Origin of the sequence: Winogradskyella sp. PE311 (assembly GCF_046545555.1) — a bacterium.
GTDB lineage: Bacteria > Bacteroidota > Bacteroidia > Flavobacteriales > Flavobacteriaceae > Winogradskyella.
The window spans coordinates 1,845,272-1,864,820 of record NZ_JBHZTH010000001.1 but is presented as its reverse complement, the minus strand read 5'-3'; the positions used below and the strand labels follow the sequence as shown (position 1 = coordinate 1,864,820).

21 protein-coding genes are annotated in these 19,549 nt (G+C 31.9%); 9 read left to right on the top strand and 12 right to left on the bottom strand.

Annotated features, from left to right (window positions below; translation table 11 throughout):
- On the top strand, window positions 1-1,617 hold the full coding sequence (locus ACFWU4_RS08000; protein WP_411126596.1) for an ABC transporter substrate-binding protein: 1,617 nt from the start codon (window positions 1-3) through the stop codon (window positions 1,615-1,617).
- Between the two features lie 41 nt (window positions 1,618-1,658).
- Here the strand turns inward: ACFWU4_RS08000 and ACFWU4_RS07995 are convergent, their stop codons facing one another.
- The 3 genes from ACFWU4_RS07995 to ACFWU4_RS07985 form a co-directional block, all read right to left on the bottom strand.
- Window positions 1,659-2,564 carry a TolB family protein gene (locus ACFWU4_RS07995; protein ID WP_411126594.1) on the bottom strand — a complete coding sequence of 302 codons (906 nt, stop codon included), beginning with the start codon at window positions 2,562-2,564 and terminating at the stop codon, window positions 1,659-1,661.
- Window positions 2,565-2,567: 3 nt separating this feature from the next.
- Window positions 2,568-3,743, bottom strand: coding sequence for a GlmU family protein (locus tag ACFWU4_RS07990; RefSeq protein WP_411126592.1), 1,176 nt, complete (start codon window positions 3,741-3,743; stop codon window positions 2,568-2,570).
- Between the two features lie 126 nt (window positions 3,744-3,869).
- Window positions 3,870-4,121 (bottom strand): type B 50S ribosomal protein L31, encoded by a 252-nt coding sequence (locus ACFWU4_RS07985; RefSeq protein WP_411126590.1) that lies wholly within the window; start codon window positions 4,119-4,121, stop codon window positions 3,870-3,872.
- Window positions 4,122-4,281: 160 nt separating this feature from the next.
- Here ACFWU4_RS07985 and ACFWU4_RS07980 point away from each other — a divergent pair, with 160 nt between their 5' ends.
- The 7 genes from ACFWU4_RS07980 (at window position 4,282) to ACFWU4_RS07950 (ending at window position 11,315) form a co-directional block, all read left to right on the top strand.
- Window positions 4,282-4,794 (top strand): DUF4199 domain-containing protein, encoded by a 513-nt coding sequence (locus ACFWU4_RS07980; RefSeq protein WP_411126588.1) that lies wholly within the window; start codon window positions 4,282-4,284, stop codon window positions 4,792-4,794.
- 54 nt (window positions 4,795-4,848) lie between these two features.
- On the top strand, window positions 4,849-5,799 hold the full coding sequence (locus tag ACFWU4_RS07975; protein ID WP_411126586.1) for a glycosyltransferase family 2 protein: 951 nt from the start codon (window positions 4,849-4,851) through the stop codon (window positions 5,797-5,799).
- Between the two features lie 47 nt (window positions 5,800-5,846).
- Window positions 5,847-7,574 carry a phospho-sugar mutase gene (locus ACFWU4_RS07970; RefSeq protein WP_411126584.1) on the top strand — a complete coding sequence of 576 codons (1,728 nt, stop codon included), beginning with the start codon at window positions 5,847-5,849 and terminating at the stop codon, window positions 7,572-7,574.
- Entirely contained in the window at window positions 7,575-9,398 is a 1,824-nt protein-coding gene (locus ACFWU4_RS07965) for an ABC transporter ATP-binding protein (RefSeq protein ID WP_411126582.1), read from the top strand.
- 293 nt (window positions 9,399-9,691) lie between these two features.
- Complete coding sequence (locus ACFWU4_RS07960) at window positions 9,692-10,234, top strand: RNA polymerase sigma factor (RefSeq protein WP_411126580.1); 543 nt, start codon at window positions 9,692-9,694, stop codon at window positions 10,232-10,234.
- Between the two features lie 68 nt (window positions 10,235-10,302).
- Entirely contained in the window at window positions 10,303-10,806 is a 504-nt protein-coding gene (locus tag ACFWU4_RS07955; RefSeq protein ID WP_411126578.1) for a hypothetical protein, read from the top strand.
- Window positions 10,807-10,862: 56 nt separating this feature from the next.
- Window positions 10,863-11,315 (top strand): sensor of ECF-type sigma factor, encoded by a 453-nt coding sequence (locus tag ACFWU4_RS07950; protein WP_411126576.1) that lies wholly within the window; start codon window positions 10,863-10,865, stop codon window positions 11,313-11,315.
- A gap of 32 nt (window positions 11,316-11,347) precedes the next feature.
- Here ACFWU4_RS07950 and ACFWU4_RS07945 read toward each other — a convergent pair whose 3' ends face one another.
- From ACFWU4_RS07945 to ACFWU4_RS07905, 9 genes are all read right to left on the bottom strand, one after another.
- On the bottom strand, window positions 11,348-12,430 hold the full coding sequence (locus tag ACFWU4_RS07945; RefSeq protein WP_411126574.1) for a WD40/YVTN/BNR-like repeat-containing protein: 1,083 nt from the start codon (window positions 12,428-12,430) through the stop codon (window positions 11,348-11,350).
- 100 nt (window positions 12,431-12,530) lie between these two features.
- On the bottom strand, window positions 12,531-13,226 hold the full coding sequence (locus tag ACFWU4_RS07940) for an SCO family protein (protein WP_411126572.1): 696 nt from the start codon (window positions 13,224-13,226) through the stop codon (window positions 12,531-12,533).
- Window positions 13,201-13,809, bottom strand: a complete 609-nt coding sequence (locus tag ACFWU4_RS07935; RefSeq protein WP_411126570.1) for a toxin-antitoxin system YwqK family antitoxin — start codon at window positions 13,807-13,809, stop codon at window positions 13,201-13,203. The genes ACFWU4_RS07940 and ACFWU4_RS07935 overlap by 26 nt, the downstream gene beginning before the upstream one ends.
- On the bottom strand, window positions 13,796-14,827 hold the full coding sequence (locus ACFWU4_RS07930) for a YHYH protein (RefSeq protein WP_411126568.1): 1,032 nt from the start codon (window positions 14,825-14,827) through the stop codon (window positions 13,796-13,798). The genes ACFWU4_RS07935 and ACFWU4_RS07930 overlap by 14 nt, the downstream gene beginning before the upstream one ends.
- Window positions 14,828-14,981: 154 nt before the next feature.
- The gene (locus ACFWU4_RS07925) at window positions 14,982-16,112 is read right to left on the bottom strand and encodes a YHYH protein (RefSeq protein WP_411126566.1); all 1,131 of its coding nucleotides are present in this window, start codon (window positions 16,110-16,112) and stop codon (window positions 14,982-14,984) included.
- A gap of 162 nt (window positions 16,113-16,274) precedes the next feature.
- Complete coding sequence (locus tag ACFWU4_RS07920) at window positions 16,275-16,562, bottom strand: EF-hand domain-containing protein (protein ID WP_411126564.1); 288 nt, start codon at window positions 16,560-16,562, stop codon at window positions 16,275-16,277.
- Between the two features lie 174 nt (window positions 16,563-16,736).
- The gene (locus ACFWU4_RS07915; protein ID WP_411126562.1) at window positions 16,737-17,237 is read right to left on the bottom strand and encodes a Spy/CpxP family protein refolding chaperone; all 501 of its coding nucleotides are present in this window, start codon (window positions 17,235-17,237) and stop codon (window positions 16,737-16,739) included.
- Between the two features lie 2 nt (window positions 17,238-17,239).
- On the bottom strand, window positions 17,240-17,554 hold the full coding sequence (locus ACFWU4_RS07910; RefSeq protein WP_411126560.1) for a hypothetical protein: 315 nt from the start codon (window positions 17,552-17,554) through the stop codon (window positions 17,240-17,242).
- A 39-nt stretch (window positions 17,555-17,593) separates the two neighbouring features.
- On the bottom strand, window positions 17,594-18,172 hold the full coding sequence (locus tag ACFWU4_RS07905) for an RNA polymerase sigma factor (protein WP_411126558.1): 579 nt from the start codon (window positions 18,170-18,172) through the stop codon (window positions 17,594-17,596).
- Between the two features lie 147 nt (window positions 18,173-18,319).
- Between ACFWU4_RS07905 and ACFWU4_RS07900 the strand changes: the two genes are divergently transcribed.
- Window positions 18,320-19,531 carry an RsmB/NOP family class I SAM-dependent RNA methyltransferase gene (locus tag ACFWU4_RS07900; RefSeq protein ID WP_411126556.1) on the top strand — a complete coding sequence of 404 codons (1,212 nt, stop codon included), beginning with the start codon at window positions 18,320-18,322 and terminating at the stop codon, window positions 19,529-19,531.
- The last annotated feature ends 18 nt before the right edge of the window (window positions 19,532-19,549 follow it).

Here is a 19,549-nt window from a genome sequence, read left to right as displayed (position 1 = left end):
ATGCTAAAACTCGCAAGATTCTTAATACTAACTTTGATTATTGTAGGTGTTTCTTCGTGTAGTTCAAAAGAAAAACCTATTGATGATGCGCTGGTATTTAGATACAACGAACATAAGAACATTGGATCTTTAGATCCTGCATTTTCAAAAGACTTAGCTGATATTTGGGGAACGCATCAATTGTTTAATGGTTTGGTACAAATGGATGACCAACTTACTGTACAACCTTGTATAGCCAAAACTTGGTCAGTTTCTGATAGTGCAAGAACTTATACATTTAACCTTAGAAAAGATGTATTTTATCATAAGGACAATTTATTTGGAAAAGACTCTACCAGAACTGTAAATGCGTCAGATTTTGAATACAGTTTTAATCGCTTAAAAGATGAATCCTTAGCTTCACCAGGTAGTTGGGTTTTAAATAAAGTTGAAGGATTTTCAGCTATTAACGATTCTACTTTTCAAATAAAGTTAGGACAACCTTTTCCTGCTTTTTTAGGTTTGCTAACTATGAAATATTGTTCTGTAGTGCCGAAGGAAATTGTAGAACATTACGGCAGCGACTTTAGATCTCATCCAATAGGAACTGGTCCTTTTAAGTTTAAGCGATGGGAAGAAAATATCAAACTCGTTTTCAGGAAAAATAACAACTATTTTGAAACTGACAAAGACAATAAGAGCCTACCTTATCTTGAAGCTATCGCTATAACATTCTTACCAGATAAACAGAGTGAATTTTTACAATTTGCTCAAGGAAATATCGATTTTGTATCTGGTTTAGATGGTTCTTATAAAGATGAAATTTTAACCACGGATGGCAAGTTACGACCTAATTATGCTGATAGAGTAAACATGATTCGAGGTCCATATTTAAATACTGAATATTTAGCCTTTTTTATGGAAACTGATGTTTCTGAGTTACAATCTATAAAACTTAGAAAAGCAATTAACTTAGGTTTTGATAGATCTAAAATGATGACCTATCTAAGAAATGGAATTGGGATACCAGCTTCTGGTGGATTTATACCAAAAGGCTTGCCTGGTTATAATGCTTCTATAGGTTTTACTTATCAACCTGAACAGGCAAAACAGCTTATTTCCAAATTTAAATCTGAAACTGGAATTAAAAACCCTGAAGTAACTTTAACTACAACCAGTAACTATTTAAGCTTTTGTGAATTTATACAACGTGAACTTCAAAAAATAGGACTACAAGTTAACGTCGATGTTATACCTGCATCAAGCCTAAAGGATGCTAAAGCTAATGGACAATTAGATTTCTTTAGAGCCAGTTGGATTGCAGATTATCCTGATGCTGAAAACTACTTATCATTGTATTACAGTAACAATTTTGCGCCAAATGGCCCAAACTATACACATTTTAAAAATGTTAAATTTGATGCTATGTATGAAGCTGCCTATTTAGAAACCAGCCCAGAGATAAGAGCTAAACTTTATACTTCAATGGATTCTTTGATTATGGAGAATGCACCGATTGTTCCTTTATTTTATGATGAAGTAATTCGTTTTACTAGAAAAGACGTTAATGGACTTGGTATTAATGCTACTAATTTGTTAGAATTGAAGGGTGTTAAAAAACTAAATAGTTCTCGCTAAGACAAAGTCATTATATTAATAAAGTCACTAAATTCTAATGCCTAAAACTTAGAAAAATAATACAAATCATCACCACCTTCACCTCTAGAACGTCTAGATGATAAATAGCCCGTTGTTAAGTCGTCATTTAAGAAAAAAGAAAAATCATCTCCTCTACTGTTTATAGGTGCTTCTAAAGAAACGGGTAACTGCTCAGTATTCTTAGAATTTAAATCGTAACTATAAATATCTAAACCACCTTTACCACCTCTTCTATTTGAAGTGAAATACAATATATTATCTGCACTCACGAATGGAAAAATCTCTGTACGAGATGAATTAATCTTGTCATTCAACTTTACCATATCACCATAAGTTTTATGACTAGAAACCGATACTTTATATAAATCCGATTTTCCTTTGGTACCTTTCTCATCTGCTATAAAGTAAAGTGTATTTCCATCTGGACTTAAAGCAGGATGTGCATAGTTATGGTCTGGATTACAAAATGGAAGTGTTTCAAAATTCGTCCAACCTTTGCCATCAATATATTCAGCTCGTCTTATCTGTAAATTGTAGGTTTCAATCCCTTTTAATTTATTTGTGCCTTTACCAAGTTGGTTTGTCGTAAAATATATAGTTTTTCCATCTTTAGAAAAAGTAGCTGCAGACATATTAAAACGTCCTAATTCTGTTTTATCAATAAGTTTAGGTTCTTTTATTTCGCCATCAGTACTTAATGGTGCTTCATACATTGTATAAATAAAGCCATCAAATTTATCCTTTATGGCACGCCCTCTTTTAGTGGTAAGGTTATGACTGAAATAAATTTTGTCACCAACCACTCTAGCAGCAAAATGATCTAGTTCTGTATTAATCTTAAGTTTTTTCACATTTACATCAGTACTTTGTGAAAATCCGTAGGTAAAGGCTAAAATAAGTAGTATTGTAAATTTGGTATTTCTCATAATTTATTCTCTTCTGTATTGTTTTGTTTCTTCAAAAATATGCTCTAAAATGGCTTTATCCTTATCTGTAAATTCTTCCTTACGCCTTGCCATAACAACCTCTGCAACTTCAAAGGCCTTATTGGTTTTATAGGTTACAAAACCTTTATGTCCACCCCAAGAAAAGCTTGGAACAAAATTTCTAGGAAAGCCACTTCCAAAGATATTAGCACTAACACCAACAACTGTACCAGTATTAAACATGGTGTTAATTCCGCATTTACTATGGTCACCCATCATTAGTCCGCAAAATTGTAAACCCGTTTTTGCAAAACCACTCGTTTGGTAATCCCAAAGTCTAACTTCTGCATAATTGTTTTTTAGGTTAGAATTATTTGTATCAGCACCAAGATTGCACCACTCTCCTAAGACAGAATTACCCAAAAACCCATCGTGCCCTTTATTAGAATATGCGAATAACACTGAATTGTTAACTTCTCCACCTACTTTACTATAAGGACCAATTGTTGTTGGTCCGTAAATTTTTGTTCCCAATTTTAGCACTGCGTTATTACATAATGCTAAAGGACCTCTAACAATTGAGCCCTCCATAACTTCTGCGTTTTTACCAATATAAATTGGTCCTGAACTTGCATTAAGTGTAGCAAAATTTAAAAGAGCTCCTTCCTCAATAAATATATGCTCAGGATTAATTGTATTAATTGTAGATGGTATAGGTTGAGATATTCTGTCCTTAGTGATAAGTCTAAAATCTTCTTCAATAGCTTCTCCATTTTTTGAAAAAATATCCCAAGTATTTTCAATTTTTAAAATATCTCCTTCAAACTCAATTGCTTCAAATTGCGAAAAACCTACTACTTCTTCTCCCTCTTTTGCAAAAAAAGCAATAACATCCTCATCCTTAAACAAGGCTTGGTTATGCTTTATATTTTTGACAAACTCAATAACTTCTGCATTTGGCAAAAAAGATGCATTAATCATTATATTACTTTCCATTTCTACCATCGGAAATTTATCAGTAAGATAATCTTCAGTTACAGTAGTTGTGGTATATTCTAAATAAGACTCCCACTTCTGGCGTATAGTTAAAATACCTACCCTTATATCTGCTACTGGTCTTGTGTAGGTAAATGGTAAGAGATTGTTTCGGTAAGGTCCATCAAAAAGTATGTAATTCATTATGATTTTTAAAATTTGAGGTTTATCCTAAAACCCTGATTAGCATATCAAAAGTAGCCTAATTATAGAAAACAAAAAAGCCTTTCTGTTTATAGAAAGGCTTTTTCGATTATCGGTAAGCTATATTTATTTCTTAAACTTAGCGTATTTGTTTTTAAACTTATCAATACGTCCTGCTGTATCTACTAATTTAGATTTACCAGTGTAATAAGGATGTGAAGTTCTAGAAATTTCCAATTTAACTAATGGATATTCAACACCATCAACTTCAATAGTCTCACTTGTATTTGCTGTAGATTTTGTTAAAAACACGTCTTCGTTAGACATATCTTTAAAGGCAACTACTCTATAATTTTCTGGATGTATTCCTGCTTTCATCACTAAATGCTTTAAATAAATTCGATTTTTTCGAGGTGCAAATTTAAATATTTTTTATAAATCTACAATCTTTTTTGATAATTTTATTTCACTAAATTAGTGTAACATTTCGTTATCTTTGGTTACTAACTATTCAATTAACTATAAAATCAACAAAATTATGGAACATCAAACTGCACCTATTAAACCAATCGCATATACATGGGGTTTATATTCTGCTCTTATTAGCATAACAGGACTAATAATAATGTACATCGCAAATATAGATAAAAGCTGGATTTTGTCTGGTGCTAGTCTAATTCTTGGAATTCTTGTTTACGTTTATGGAATCAGAGCTTATAAATTATCAAACGCTAATGTCTTATCTGTAGGGCAAGCGATAAAAGTTGGACTTGCCATAGCAGTAATCGGTGGTTTAATCACGGCAATTTATTCTTATGTACATTATGAATTTATCTACCCTGAATTCATTGAAATGCAAAAAGAAACAGCTTACAATCAGATGATAGAGAACAACCCTAGTATGACTCAAGATCAAATAGATCAGGCAATGGGCATGAGCAGTATGTTTATGACTCCCGGTTTCTTCAGTATTATGTCAATAATTGGAGCATTAGTCTTTGGATTAATTGTCTCTTTAATTACGGGATTGATTATGCGAAGTAATGATTAACTGCTTAAATAATTTCTATTATTTTTGGAGTCTCGAAAACTAGACAACATCAATATGAATATATCAGTAGTTATACCACTACTTAACGAAGATGAATCTTTAAAAGAATTACACAATTGGATTGTATCAGTGATGCAGTCCAATTCGTTTTCTTATGAAATTCTATTTATTGATGATGGTAGTACCGACAATTCTTGGAGCGTCATATCAGAACTTTCTAAGATCAATACCGATGTAAAAGGTATTCGTTTTATAAAAAACTTTGGGAAGTCGCAAGCCTTGCATGCTGGTTTTGCAAAAGCACAAGGTGATGTTGTTATTACTATGGATGCCGATTTACAAGATAATCCTGAGGAAATCCCTGAACTTTACGAAATGATTACCAAACAAAATTTTGATTTGGTATCGGGATGGAAAAAGAAACGTTACGATTCTATTATTTCAAAAAACTTACCATCAAAGCTATTTAATTGGGCTGCAAGACGCACATCTGGCGTTAAGCTGAATGATTTTAATTGTGGTTTAAAAGCTTATTCTAATCAAGTGATAAAGCACATAGATGTTTATGGCGAAATGCATCGTTACATCCCTGTACTCGCAAAAAATGCTGGTTTTTTAAATATTGGTGAAAAAGTAGTACAGCACCAAGCACGCAAATATGGTAAAACTAAATTTGGCATGAATCGTTTTATAAATGGTTTTTTAGACCTTTTAACCATTTGGTTTATATCTCGTTTTGGTAGACGACCAATGCACCTCTTTGGATCCCTCGGCGTCATTATGTTTATTATTGGTTTTGGTTTTTCTTTTTATCTTGGAGTAGACAAACTTTTTTTAAACCCAACTGGCAGATTAATAACCGATAGACCACAATTTCACATAGCGTTAGCAACTATGATTATTGGTTCTCAATTCTTTATTGCTGGTTTTCTAGGAGAACTTATTCTCAGATCTAAGCGTCAACAACAACGTTATTTTATTAAAGAATATTTAGACGTATCCTAAGGTCTAAAATTTAGAATTTATTACATTTACATTAAACTTATTTATTTATGATTCATATCAAACCTGAAATTTTAGAACGTGTTAACTCTTGGTTAACAGATACTTTCGATGAAGACACTCAAAATGACATTAAAAATCTAATAGCTTCAAACCCAAAGGAAATAGAAGAAAGTTTTTATAAAGATTTAGAGTTTGGTACTGGAGGTATGCGCGGCGTTATGGGATTGGGTACAAATCGTATTAATAAATATACACTAGGAAAAAATACGCAAGGATTAAGTAATTTCCTAAACGCATCTTTCTCTGGAGAAACAATTAAGGTAGCAATTGCTTATGACTGCAGGCATAATAGTAAAACGTTTGGTAAAGTAGTTGCAGATGTGTTTTCTGCAAATGGTATACAAGTCTATTTATTTGAAGATTTAAGAGCTACACCAGAATTATCGTTTGCTTTAAAACATTTAAACTGCCATTGTGGTATTGTATTGACAGCCTCACATAATCCACCAGAATATAATGGATATAAGGTATATTGGCAAGATGGCGGTCAACTAGTACCACCTCAGGATGGTAAAATTATTGCTGAAATTAATCGTTTGGATTATTCTGAAATAAAATTCAACTCTAATTCAGATTTAATTCAATATATAGGAAAAGATATAGATGATGTCTTTATTGATGCATCTATTAAAAACGGCAGTTTTAATACATCTGCAGAAGCAAAACAAAATTTAAATATTGTATTTACTCCGTTGCATGGTACTTCTATTACAGCAATACCAGAAACTCTAAAAAGAGCAGGTTATAGCAATGTGAGTATTGTAGAAGAGCAACGAGAACCTAATGGCGATTTTCCAACTGTAGTTTCCCCAAACCCTGAAGAACCAGAAGCATTAAAAATGGCAATGGCTCTTGCAGAAAAAGTAGATGGAGATATTGTTATTGGTACAGACCCAGACTGTGACCGTTTAGGTGTTGTGGTAAGAAATTTGGAGAACGAATTGGTTATTCTTAATGGTAACCAAACTATGATTCTTATGACTGATTTCTTATTAAAACAATGGAAAAATCAGAATAAAATTAATGGGAATCAATTCGTAGGATCAACTATAGTTTCTACACCTATGATGACAGTTTTAGCAAATGCATACGGTGTAGAATGTAAAATTGGCTTAACTGGTTTTAAATGGATTGCAAAAATGATAGAAGATTTCCCAACCATGGATTTTATAGGTGGTGGTGAAGAAAGTTTTGGTTTTATGGTTGGTGATTTTGTGCGCGATAAAGATGCTGTTACCTCTACTCTTTTGGCTTGCGAAATTGCAGCACAGGCAAAAGCAAACAAACAAACCTTATACCAAGCACTAATAGATTTATATGTAGAGCATGGTTTCTTTAAAGAGCGCTTAGTCTCTTTAACCAAAAAAGGAATAGAAGGAGCGCAAGAAATTAAACAAATGATGATTGATGCTAGAGAAAATCCTTTAAAAGATGTTAATGGCTCTAAAGTAATCCGTATTGAAGATTACCAACTTTCTCAAGCAAAAGATATAGCTAATAATACTGAATCAACACTAGATATACCAAAATCTAACGTGCTTATCTATTATACAGAAGACGGTAGTAAAATTGCGTTAAGACCAAGTGGTACGGAACCAAAAATAAAGTTCTACATAAGTGTAAATACAAAATTAGACAATGTGTCTGCTTTTAAAGAAACGGAGCAGTTGTTGGAAAATAGAATTGATGCTATCCTAAAGGACATGAAGCTTTAAATGAACTATTTTAAACAAGTACTCGGTTTTGCCAGACCTTATAAAGGCTACGCGATTTTAAATATAGCCTGTAATATATTTTATGCCTTATTTGGCACATTATCCATGGTATCCTTATTTCCGATGCTTAATGTACTATTCGGAAAAACAGAACCACTTAAGGTTAAACCTGAGTGGACGGGATTAGGTAATGTTAAAGACTATGGCGAAAATTATCTAAATTATTTTGTAACTCAAAAATCCATCGAAGGGCACGATGATGTACTTATTTTTATGGTAGGTCTTGTAATATCAATGTTCTTACTCAAAAATATTTTTGCATATTTAGCAATGTATTTTATTACATTTCTCAGAAACGGAGTGCTAAGAGATATTAGAAACGCCCTTTACAATAAAATAATGTTGTTGCCAATTTCATACTATTCTGAAAAGAGAAAAGGCGACACTATAGCTAGAATATCTAGTGATGTACAAGAAATTCAAACGTCATTTTTATCTATCTTAGAATTAATTGTTAGAGAACCCTTAATGATCTTATTTACAATAATAATGATGCTTCTTATTAGTGTTAAACTTACCATTTTTGTATTTATTTTTATTCCTGTCAGTGGTTTTATTATTTCCTTGATAGGAAAATCATTAAAACGTAAATCGGGATATGTTCAAAAAGAGCAAGGTCAATTTTTGTCTGTTGTAGAAGAAACTCTAGGTGGTTTAAAAGTTATTAAAGGTTTTAATTCTGAAGACAATTTTAATAAACGTTTTCAAAACTCAACAAACCGATTTTTTAATTTTTCAAATAAATTACTTCATCGTCAGAATTTGGCATCACCAACTAGCGAGTTTTTAGGAATTTCAGTTATCGCTATTCTTTTGTGGTATGGAGGTCGAATGGTTTTAAATGAAAACGCCTTAGATCCTGGGTTATTTATTGTTTACATGGGGTTAGCGTACAATATACTTACGCCAGCTAAAGCGATCAGCAAAGCTAGTTACAGTGTTAAAAAAGGAAATGCAGCTGCCGAAAGGGTCTTAGAAATATTAAATACAGTTTCACCTTTAGAAGACATTCCAAATGCTAAGGTTAAAAGTGATTTTAGAACAGAAGTAAAACTTGATAATATTTCCTTTAAATACGAAGACGAACTTGTTTTAAAAAACTTTTCATTACATGTTCCTAAAGGAAAAACTGTTGCCTTAGTTGGTCAATCTGGAAGCGGAAAATCTACAATAGCAAACTTAGTAACACGTTTTTATGATGTTAATGAAGGTGAGATAAACATCGACGGAGATAATATTAAAAATCTTACAAAGCATTCATTGAGAAATCTAATGGGTTTAGTAACTCAAGATTCTATTTTATTTAATGATACGATAAGAAATAATATTCTTTTAGGAAAAGAAAACGCTACAGATGAGGCTATTATTGAAGCCTTAAAAATTGCTAATGCATGGGAATTTGTTAAGGACTTAAAAGGCGCATTAGATTATAATATTGGTGATTCAGGCGGAAAAATATCTGGTGGACAGAAACAGCGTTTAAGTATTGCTAGAGCTGTACTAAAGAACCCACCAATTATGATTTTAGATGAAGCGACCTCTGCTTTAGATACCGAAAGCGAACGTTTAGTGCAAGATGCCTTAGAGAATATGATGAGAAATAGAACGTCTATTGTAATTGCGCATAGACTCTCTACAATTCAGAATGCTGATGTAATTGTGGTAATGCAAAAAGGCGAAATTGCAGAACAAGGCACGCATAACGAACTTCTAGAAAAAAATGGTGTTTATAAAAAACTTGTAGAAATGCAGAGTTTCGAATAAAACAAATTAAGACTAAAAAATCAAAAAGGATGCATTAAAAATGCATCCTTTTCTTTTTTGTTACCAGATTTGGGGAAACTGATAACGAGTAATAGGTTAAGCTGTGTCAAACATAAAATAAATCTTGATAGCAAACAAGAAAAAAATGCTTTTTATCGTGTTTTATTGCTTTTTATCGATTTAATTAAATATAACTACTTGATTATCAATAATTATGTTCAAAAAAATAAATAAGAAAAATAATCCGTTAAACTTTTAGTATTTTAAGAGGTCTAAATACCAAAGTAAATTACTTGACTGACGAATCAGAATTTATATTACGCCTTAAAGACCCAAAATCTAAAGAAGCCGCTTTTAGAGAATTATTAAAACTCTATAAAGAACGCTTGTATTGGCATATACGTAAAATAGTTATTAGTCACGACGATGCAGATGACGTATTGCAAAACACCTTTATAAAAATATACCGAAGCATTGATAAATTTAAAGGAGAAAGTCAGCTTTTTTCTTGGATGTATCGCATTGCTACAAATGAATCTATTACACATATTAATAAAAATGCTAAGCGTTTACAGATTTCTAATGAAGAACATAAGGCAAGAGCTATTAATAATTTGACCGCAGATGTTTACTTTGAGGGAGATGACATACAGCTTCAATTACAAAAAGCTATCGCAACTTTGCCAGAAAAACAACAATTAGTTTTCAATATGAAATATTTTGATGATTTAAAATACAAGGAAATGTCAAAAATACTAGATACTAGTGAAGGAGCTCTTAAAGCATCTTATCATATCGCAGCAAAAAAAATAGAGGCCTATTTAAGGTCTGATTAAACCATTTTAGTAATTTGAAGTCATATAAATAGAAAATAAAAAGGTTTCCGGTGTTTCGGGAAGTGAAAATGAAAAACGATAAATTACATAATATTAAATCTACAGGTTTTAAAACACCTGATAACTACTTTGAGAATTTTGAAGTTACTCTGCTTGAGCAACTAAAAGAGAATAAATTAATTAAAGATATTGACACTTCGGGTTTTTCAGTACCAGATACATATTTTGATACTTTTGAGACTAATATAATTACTAAATTAAGTGAAACTAATAAACCAGTAATAGTTTTTAAGCGAAGTTCTAAACTTTATTATATAAGTGGCATTGCTGCAAGTTGTGTTTTATTTTTTGGTTTGGTGTTTAGCCAACAAAAAGCTGTAGATATAGACGCAATAGATACAGTGGCTATTGAAAGTTATTTGTATCAAGAAGATTATTCTAATGACGATTTAGCATCACTCTTTCAAACGAATGAAATTTCAGACACTGATTTTATCGATGTTAACATTAGTGAAGAAACACTAAATCAATACTTAGAAAGTATAGATACAGAAGATTTTATATTAGATTAGAATTTATGAACTTTACAAATAGATATCACCAATTGAATATACAAAATAGAAATCCTATGAGTAAGACACTAAAATTATTACTTATTACGCTTTTAATTTCTGCTAGTGTTTTTGGGCAACGGCCAGATAGAGAAAAAATTAAAGCCTTAAAAATTGCTCATATTACCGAACAATTAGATTTAACAAAAGAAGAGGCTCAAAAATTTTGGCCAGTTTATAACGCCAATGAAGACGCTGAAAATAAATTAAGAACTAAATCTAACGAAAGGGGTAATAGAAAAAATAAAGAGTTAAATGAGAGTGAAGCAAAAGCATTACTCTTAAATATGGTTAGTATAGAAAAGCAACGTGTAGGATTAAGATCTAAAATGATTAATGACTTACTTCAAATTTTGCCTGCTAAAAAGATAGTCTCACTATTACAAGCCGAGCGCTCTTTTAAACGAAAAATGATTGAAGAGTTCAAACAACGCCATTCTGGGGATAGAGGAAGTCGTAAAAGAAATTAGATAAAAAAAAGGAGCCAAATGGCTCTTTTTTATTATCTAAATGTTAGTTTACTAATTCGTCCACGACCACCTGCATAAGCAACAGAGTCGTTCAAAAATCGTAAAGTATAAAACCCTTCGTCGCTTAAATGCTTCCAAGTTTCGCCAGCATCATTACTATAATCAATTCCGTTAAAACCTACAACTACTAGCTCTTTACCATTTCTGTTTGGGATATATTGCACACAACTTCTATAACCTAGTCCACTTACATCTGCAACAATTTGCCAAGTTTTACCACCATCTTTAGTTCTAATTTTATTTGCTAATATCTCGTTAGGTTTAGTATAATCACCACCTATTGCAAATCCGTTATTTTGGTCATAAAAGTCTATTGAATACATGCCAGTGGTCTCCTTACCTTGAATTATTGGTGTATTATAAACTTCCCACGTTTGCCCTTTATCTGGTGAATAAAAAACTCGACTTGCTTTACCACCTGTGGCGACCCAAGTATGCTCTCCAACTATTGCTATGTTAGTATCACTTGCTGAAAAAGCGGCTTCACCTTCTTCAGCCGTTGGTAAATTGTTACAAGATAGTTTAGTCCAAGAATTGCCGCCATCTCTTGTTATAATAATACTTATACAATTATCTGTAGGATCACCAATGGCAATACCTTCTTGGTCATTCCAAAAGTCTAAAGCGTCATAAAACACTTTTTCGTGTCTTTCCTCATATACTAAATTAGCACCTTTTCCTTTTCTACTAAGTTTATAAAGTCGTGCTGGATTAGAAATAGAGAGCGCAAAAAAGTTACCATTAACCTCAGCGATAGCTCTAAAGTGAAGTGGCAAACTATCACCTTTATGTATATACTTAAAATGATTTTTACCGTTACTTACATTTAAATCAATAATATTGATTTTTAGTTCTTTGTTCAAAGCTCTTTTTCCGAAATGGTCTGCACTTCCATAAAACACATATTCTTCATTAAAATCTAAAGCTCTAACACTTAATAAGCTATCTTCGGCAATAGGTTCTATAAAAACTTCTGAAACATTAATTGGTCTAACGTAACCTTCCTTGCACGAATAAAAACCAATAAAAACTAAGAAAATAAATAAAATGCGCATTACTCCAATTTTCTTTAAAAATAGAAAAGCTTTACGATATAATCGTAAAGCTTTCAAGGTAAAATTCAACTATCAATCAGTCCAAATAATTCGTTTACAATTAATTCTCTTTTTTTAAAGCCTTAACATCTGTTATTAATTGTTGCATGGATGCTCTATTCAATCCATTATAAATACCTCTAATATGTCTATTTTTATCAATCAATAAAAAATTCTCAGTATGCAGAAAATCATTAATATCCTTTGGTTCACCTAAATCGTTTTCAACAAAATACTGCTTTCTTCCTAAATTATAAATAGCTAATTTATCACCCGTTACCAGATGCCACTTATTATCTATTACACCATTTCTCTCTGCATATTTTTTTAAAACAGGTACTGAGTCCTTTGTTGGCGTTACCGTATGGGAGAGAAACAAAATTTCATCATCTTGTTTAAATTCTTCTTGTAATTTAAACATATTACCAGTCATTTGAGGACAAATCCCTGGACAGCTAGCAAAAAAGAAATCTGTTATATAAATCTTATCATCAAAGGTTTTTTGTGTTACCAATTCCCCTAACTGATTTGTTAATTCAAAATCTTCTATTTTATGAAACTCTTTTTCTTTTTCAGTGCCTGGTGTTATCCAATTTGGAGTAAATGATTCTTCATTATAATAAGGCAGGTAATCTACTCTGCTAGTCTCTTCAGCTCTTATTTCTTCTTTCTTTGTGTTTTCGCTACAACTCAAATTTATTAAGAAGATGAAAACAAAAATAATTCTGAATTTAATCTTTTCTAACAACTTTTTCATCCTCTAATTTATAACATGAGTTAGCACGTAACATACCGAAAATTCGCCCGTTTTTAGCTTCATAATTAACATAAAGTTTACCATTTTCTAACCAAGCTTGCTGCAAACCCTCTTCAACCCCTTTATTTAAAATTCTTTTTTTTGCTAACTGACCATTTGGAAACCACGTTTTTTGAACTCCTTGTGGTATACCATCCACGTAATTAAATTCTGTTACAACAGTACCATTCTCATAATAATTCATTTTTTTACCATTGAGTTTATTATTAGAATAATAGGCTACTTTTTTTTTATTTCCGTTACTGTAATAAGCAAAGGACTCACCTTCTCTTTTACCATTGAAATAGCCTGTTTTTTCAGCCAAATCATTGTTTCTAAAATATTTTAGAGCATATCCATTAAAGGGTTTACCCTTATAAAACCACTGGCCTTTCGATGCATTTAAAATGAGCTGACTTTTTTCAATATTAACATCTTCTATTCTTTTATAGGTCTGTATTTGTATCTCTTTTTTAGAGGATACATTACAACTACTAAAAAGTAGTATAAAAACTAATATGTTTATATACTTAATTGATGGCATTAGGTGTACCTTGGTAAGGTCCTGCAAAAACTAAATATCTACCTAGTGAACCATATACTTCATTAATAATATGGTAATGATACTCAGATTCATCGGTATGCTGTGTTGTACTTGTATGTCCACCGGATGCATCTAAATCTGTAGGGTAAGTTCCTGTAGAGTTACATTGTCTTCCATAAATAAAAAACCCATCTGAAATAATACCTACTAAATTTTCATCATCATCTGTAAAAGGAAGTGGCTCTAAATGATAATGGTAGTTTGAAGGCCCAATATGCGCACCAGCATAATCTAAACTTCCTGCTGCTGAATCTAAAGGTCCATTACCTTCTTGGTCATTATATATAAAGGCACCGCTTACTGCAATACCAATAGAACCAAGTTGAGTGGCTGATGTAGTATTGGCAAGTTGTGGATTAGACGACACTGTTAAAGCGGCTTCGTAATCGCGATTTGCCGTATCAATTCGTGTAGGCGTCATTTGGGCCTGACTTGTCACTGTTGGCGCAGTATACAATGGATGACTTGTACTGTAATATGGTGTTAAATGATTTGGCTCGCCTATCGTTTCAATAATTACATCAGAACCATCCAAATAGATATCTGTATAGTCTACGTCAAAAGCAGCAAATGCTGCATGTAAAGTAGGTGCTTCGGCCAACGTTGTGAAATTAAAATCTACTGTTACACTTCCACCATTACCATCACTTGCAGTTACATCACCAGAATACAGCGTATCTAAATTTAAAGCTGTAAGTGAAATTAATAAATCTGAGGAGTTAGAAACTACTTCCGTGCCATTTAAAGTAACTGTGTATGTTACAACATCTCCATCTGTGTCAGTGGAGCTTGTCCAGTTAACAACCGCAGAAGATTCAGTTACAGAACTAACTGTGACATTAAATACTGAGGGGTTTGAATTCTCGTTATTGTCATTACCTGTATCATCTGAGGAGCACGCAACACTTAGTGTAAACACGGCTACTATAAGTAACATAAGTTTAAATAAATTCTTCATTTTCTTTGATTTATGTTTGTATATATTATTTAGATGCGATTAACTAAAAAAAATTGCTCTCTAATCTGTTTTATTTAAAAATTCATTCAAAACAACTATTACATTATGTTTTAGACTTTATAATTTTTATAAGGTTTAATGAGCTGCCAAGGAATCAATTTCTTGGTCTTCTACCTTCAGGCTCTTTTTTACTAGATCTTGCTCCTGTTTGTATTTCTTCCTCTGATAAAAAACCATCTTTATTTTTATCAATTTTATCAAAATCTTCACTCAAAGGTCCTTTAGCTTCTTTTTTACTAATCCTTTTATCATTATTAGTATCCATCATCTTTAATAATTCTGAAAAGCTTGGTCGACCTCCCTGTCTATGATTAGGCTCAGTGCTATTTCTACTATTTAATCCTTGACCTGGACCTTGTGGTCTGGCTTCTTCATAGGAACCCATTAGACATCGGCTTACATAGGGAAATTCGGCAGTAACCAAATACATATATTTACCATTAATTGTAATACCGTTGCACTCATCTAAATCACCCGAACCTTCAATAAATTCAAAATCTGAAGTGAACGTTCCATCATGATGACCTCCCACAGAAAGGTTCATAGATTGATGTGGATTTTCATAAGAACAATCCTCCCCTTCTCTATTACCTGATAGCGCTTTATAACTTGGCTTATATTTACCACTTTTTGAATAATACATAGGAAAACCATCATGAGCAAAACCTACATGGACCAAATCGTTACCTGCGTCGAAATTCTCTATAACAGATGTTGGTGTTCCATGATAATGGTAAGCACCTGTTGGTTGCACGTGTGCATGATTAAAATCTAACCCTAAATCAATAACCTCTTGTAATGCCTCTACTCTATAGTTTTCACCTGTATCACAAACTACAACCTCAGCTGTTCCAGGCTCGAACTTTATTCCGTTTAAAGCAATACCAGGCTCTCTAGCCCATTTGGCTATCCCTGTGTAAACAGGATTTAACGGAAAATCAAAAGTACGTTCTTGAGCAGATATAGAATTAGGATTACCTTGATTTGGAAATTGACCTGTTTTATGATTTGGTAATGAATTAGTAGTCATAATTCGCTTATCCCCTTTAATCTTAACACTAGTTTTTGTTCCGTAGGTTTTATCGTTTAAAGTATACTCATTAAAATAAGATGTTACTTCTTGCGCATCATTATGCGCGTGAGCAATATCATCATGGCTATGTACTTCTGTTGTCTTATGACTATTACATGCCATAACTAGTAATAATAAAATTGAATAGCGCATTTGTATAATTTTAAAAGGTTGTTATAATTAAGATGAGTTTTTGAGAAAATACTTGTGTCTAAACACAAAAAAAGCTTCTCAATCTCTTGAGAAACTTTTTCAAACCAACAAATCAATCAAACTAAAATTTATTTTTGGACTAACTCAAATAAGTTCTTCTATTTAATTATTTCTTTCTCTGCGCTTTGGTTTCGGAGCTTTTTTAAACTCTTCTGCAGTAATTAATCCATCTTCATCAAGATCAATTTTCTCAAAATCTTCCTTTAAAGGCCCTTTAATCTCTTTCTTAGATAACTTACCATCTTCATCTTTATCCATCTCTTTTAAAAGTTGCTTAAATGTTGGAGGGGATTTCCGTTCTTCATTTCTTTGATTCTGGCCATATACTATATTAGATATAAGTGCAATTCCAAATACCATTACTAAAGTTTTAAACGCATTACTTTTCATGTTTAGAGTTTTTAAGTTTATATATATTTAGATGTTGGAGTTATTTTAAACTTGTGTGCATTATTGTTAAAAAAAGTATAAAAGAATGCGTTTTATTTGAGTAATAAAATTTTACTAACATTAATAAAAAAAGACCTTCATTTTGTGAGAGATCTTTTTTATTAAAAGCTATTATTATCGAGGTGGCGGTGGTGGTCTTTGACCATTGTTGTTGCCCCTTGGTGGTCTTTGCCTACGCTCTCCTTGGCGCATAGCATCCTTTATGATAACTTTAAATTTTTCCTTTTGTTTATTATTACAGATTTCTTGTATCATTTTAAAATGATTAAAGACTTCTCGATCTTTTTGCCTTTCTTTTTCACCGATTAATAATGTAATCGAATCAATCACTGAATCGTTGACCAATTCATTAGATAGGTGGCTAAAAAGCTCGTCTTTAAGGCGCTTAATATCATCCGAATAAAGTATCATAATTTCGCGATGATCTTTACTTTTTTCTCTAAACTCAGCGAGTTGAGCATCATTAAAATTAAGTTCTTTAACAAGAAACTCTTTATCTCTACCCTCAGTCTCAGGGCCTTTATGATTATTGTTTCCTATATAATTGAATAAGAAAAACCCATTAGCTATTATTAAGAAAATTATCAGAACGTATAAAACTGTATTTCTTTTCATATTTAGTATAAAATAGAGGATTCTATATTAGTTGAAAGTCCGTAAGACTCGGCAAAATCGTTAACATCTTCATCATAAGTACTTGTTCTCATTTCATTAAATGCAACAATATTTAAAATAATTACACAAGCCAAAGTTGCCAATTGTAATTTAGGCGTAAACCAAGACCGATTTAAATCAGTTACCACTTCTGACTCATTACGAATTCGATGCATAACGCTTTCTTTAAAAAAGGGAGACACCTCAACTTCTCCAATAAATTCGCCAGATTCTAGAGTATTCTGTACTTTGTTATTCATTTCATTATCTACTTTCATAACTATTACTTTTGATGCACAATTTGCATAAAACTTGCGCTATACTTCATTTTTATAATAATATTCTAAAATATTTTGCAAATTCTTTTTTGCTCTAAACATTATAGATTCTACTGAGGATAAACTACGTTGAGTAATCTCAGTTATTTCTTGGTAACTTTTTCCATCAACCTTATGAAGTGTAAAAACTACACGTTGACTATCTGGCAAACTGTCAATAGCCTTAAATAGGGTTATGCTGAGTTCTTTATTTTCTAATAATATGCCTGGGTGCTTTATATCTGTAAAATAATTTGTTTTATCAAAAGGGATTGCGTTTCCTGTTATTGATTGTAAAAAAGCGAAACGCTTTTTTGTGCTTTTCTTTCTAATAAACTCCAAGCATTTATTAGTAGTAATTCTATAAATCCATGTTGATAATTTAGAATCACCTTTAAATTTAATAATCGATCTAAAAACCTCTACAAAAACCTCTTGTGCGATATCCTCTGCATCCTCTTTATTAGGAACAAAAGAAATGCAAGTCGCAAATACTTTTTGCTGAAAGTCATTTAACAATTTACTGTACGCACTAGTGCTTTTCAGTTTTAATTCTTTTATAAACTCAGCTTCCGTCAACAATATTTTTAAGGCTTAATATAATTTAGATGTTCTTTAGCATAAAAACTTGCGTTGTTTTTATTTATTTTAAAAGATAACACTTTTCAATAAAGTCTCACATTTTTAAACTTTTACCTTACCTTTGCACGCTTAGATTTTTTTGAAATGCGACTACACAGAAACTTATGTTTTGCCGTTATAGACGGTCTACACCTCATCTTTAATGAAGGTGAATATGCTGATAAAGTAATTCAGCAATTATTAAAACGCGATAAGCGTTGGGGAAGTCGCGACAGAGGTTTTGTTGCAGAAACCGTTTATAGTATAGTACGTTATCAACGACTTTATGCAGAAATTGCAAATGTAAAAGCCCCATATCATAGAGATGATTTGTGGAGATTGTTCGCTGTTTGGGCCACGCTTAAGGGAATTAAATTACCAGACTGGAAATATTTTTCTGATACTCCTAGTCGTAAAATAAAAGGACGATTTGATGAACTTTCTAAAATCAGAAAATTTAAAGAGTCGATACCAGACTGGATCGATGAATTGGGTGTAAAAGAATTGGGTGAATCTGAATGGTCCAAAGAAATGGCCAAGCAAAATGAACAAGCTGATGTTATTCTAAGAGTAAATACTTTAAAAACAACTAAAAAAGATTTACAACTTAAATTACAATCTGAAGACATAGAAACTGAATTTTTACCAAATCATCCTTCAGCCTTAAAATTATTAGAACGAACTAATGTTTTTAGAACTGAAGCATTTAAGAACGGTTGGTTTGAAGTACAAGATGCTTCATCTCAATTAGTTGCAGATTATTTAGATGTAAAACCAGGGATGAAAGTAGTTGATGTATGCGCTGGTGCTGGTGGTAAAACATTACACCTTGCATCATTAATGGAAAATAAAGGTCAAATAATTGCAATGGACATTTACGAAAGTAAATTAAAAAAACTCAAGATTAGGGCACGACGCAATGGTGTGCATAATATTGAAATGAAAGTTATTGAGTCTACAAAACCAATAAAAAAATTACATGGCAAAGCAGATCGTTTATTAATAGATGCGCCATGCTCAGGACTTGGCGTTTTAAGACGAAACCCTGATGCTAAATGGAAATTACAACCAAAATTCATAGAAAGTATTAAACAAACCCAATTAGAAGTTTTAGAACAGTATTCTAAAATGGTTAAATCTGGCGGAAAAATGGTATACGCTACATGTTCTGTATTGCCATCGGAAAATCAGAAACAAGTTGACAAATTCTTAACATCAGATGCAGGAAAAGAGTTTACCTTTGTAAAAGATAAAAAAGTATTAGCCTATAAATCTGGTTTTGACGGATTTTATATGGCATTATTAGAAAAAAAATAGCCCGAATTTATATTAAAT

Excerpts from the sequence above, each read along its gene's own strand:
- ACFWU4_RS08000 (WP_411126596.1), top strand. The coding sequence starts at position 1 with ATGCTAAAACTCGCAAGATTCTTAATACTAACTTTGATTATTGTAGGT.
- ACFWU4_RS07995 (WP_411126594.1), bottom strand. The coding sequence starts at position 2,564 with ATGAGAAATACCAAATTTACAATACTACTTATTTTAGCCTTTACCTAC.
- ACFWU4_RS07990 (WP_411126592.1), bottom strand. The coding sequence starts at position 3,743 with ATGAATTACATACTTTTTGATGGACCTTACCGAAACAATCTCTTACCA.
- ACFWU4_RS07985 (WP_411126590.1), bottom strand. The coding sequence starts at position 4,121 with ATGAAAGCAGGAATACATCCAGAAAATTATAGAGTAGTTGCCTTTAAA.
- ACFWU4_RS07980 (WP_411126588.1), top strand. The coding sequence starts at position 4,282 with ATGGAACATCAAACTGCACCTATTAAACCAATCGCATATACATGGGGT.
- ACFWU4_RS07975 (WP_411126586.1), top strand. The coding sequence starts at position 4,849 with ATGAATATATCAGTAGTTATACCACTACTTAACGAAGATGAATCTTTA.
- ACFWU4_RS07970 (WP_411126584.1), top strand. The coding sequence starts at position 5,847 with ATGATTCATATCAAACCTGAAATTTTAGAACGTGTTAACTCTTGGTTA.
- ACFWU4_RS07965 (WP_411126582.1), top strand. The coding sequence starts at position 7,575 with ATGAACTATTTTAAACAAGTACTCGGTTTTGCCAGACCTTATAAAGGC.
- ACFWU4_RS07955 (WP_411126578.1), top strand. The coding sequence starts at position 10,303 with ATGAAAAACGATAAATTACATAATATTAAATCTACAGGTTTTAAAACA.
- ACFWU4_RS07950 (WP_411126576.1), top strand. The coding sequence starts at position 10,863 with ATGAGTAAGACACTAAAATTATTACTTATTACGCTTTTAATTTCTGCT.
- ACFWU4_RS07945 (WP_411126574.1), bottom strand. The coding sequence starts at position 12,430 with ATGCGCATTTTATTTATTTTCTTAGTTTTTATTGGTTTTTATTCGTGC.
- ACFWU4_RS07940 (WP_411126572.1), bottom strand. The coding sequence starts at position 13,226 with ATGAAAAAGTTGTTAGAAAAGATTAAATTCAGAATTATTTTTGTTTTC.
- ACFWU4_RS07935 (WP_411126570.1), bottom strand. The coding sequence starts at position 13,809 with ATGCCATCAATTAAGTATATAAACATATTAGTTTTTATACTACTTTTT.
- ACFWU4_RS07930 (WP_411126568.1), bottom strand. The coding sequence starts at position 14,827 with ATGAAGAATTTATTTAAACTTATGTTACTTATAGTAGCCGTGTTTACA.
- ACFWU4_RS07925 (WP_411126566.1), bottom strand. The coding sequence starts at position 16,112 with ATGCGCTATTCAATTTTATTATTACTAGTTATGGCATGTAATAGTCAT.
- ACFWU4_RS07920 (WP_411126564.1), bottom strand. The coding sequence starts at position 16,562 with ATGAAAAGTAATGCGTTTAAAACTTTAGTAATGGTATTTGGAATTGCA.
- ACFWU4_RS07915 (WP_411126562.1), bottom strand. The coding sequence starts at position 17,237 with ATGAAAAGAAATACAGTTTTATACGTTCTGATAATTTTCTTAATAATA.
- ACFWU4_RS07910 (WP_411126560.1), bottom strand. The coding sequence starts at position 17,554 with ATGAAAGTAGATAATGAAATGAATAACAAAGTACAGAATACTCTAGAA.
- ACFWU4_RS07900 (WP_411126556.1), top strand. The coding sequence starts at position 18,320 with ATGCGACTACACAGAAACTTATGTTTTGCCGTTATAGACGGTCTACAC.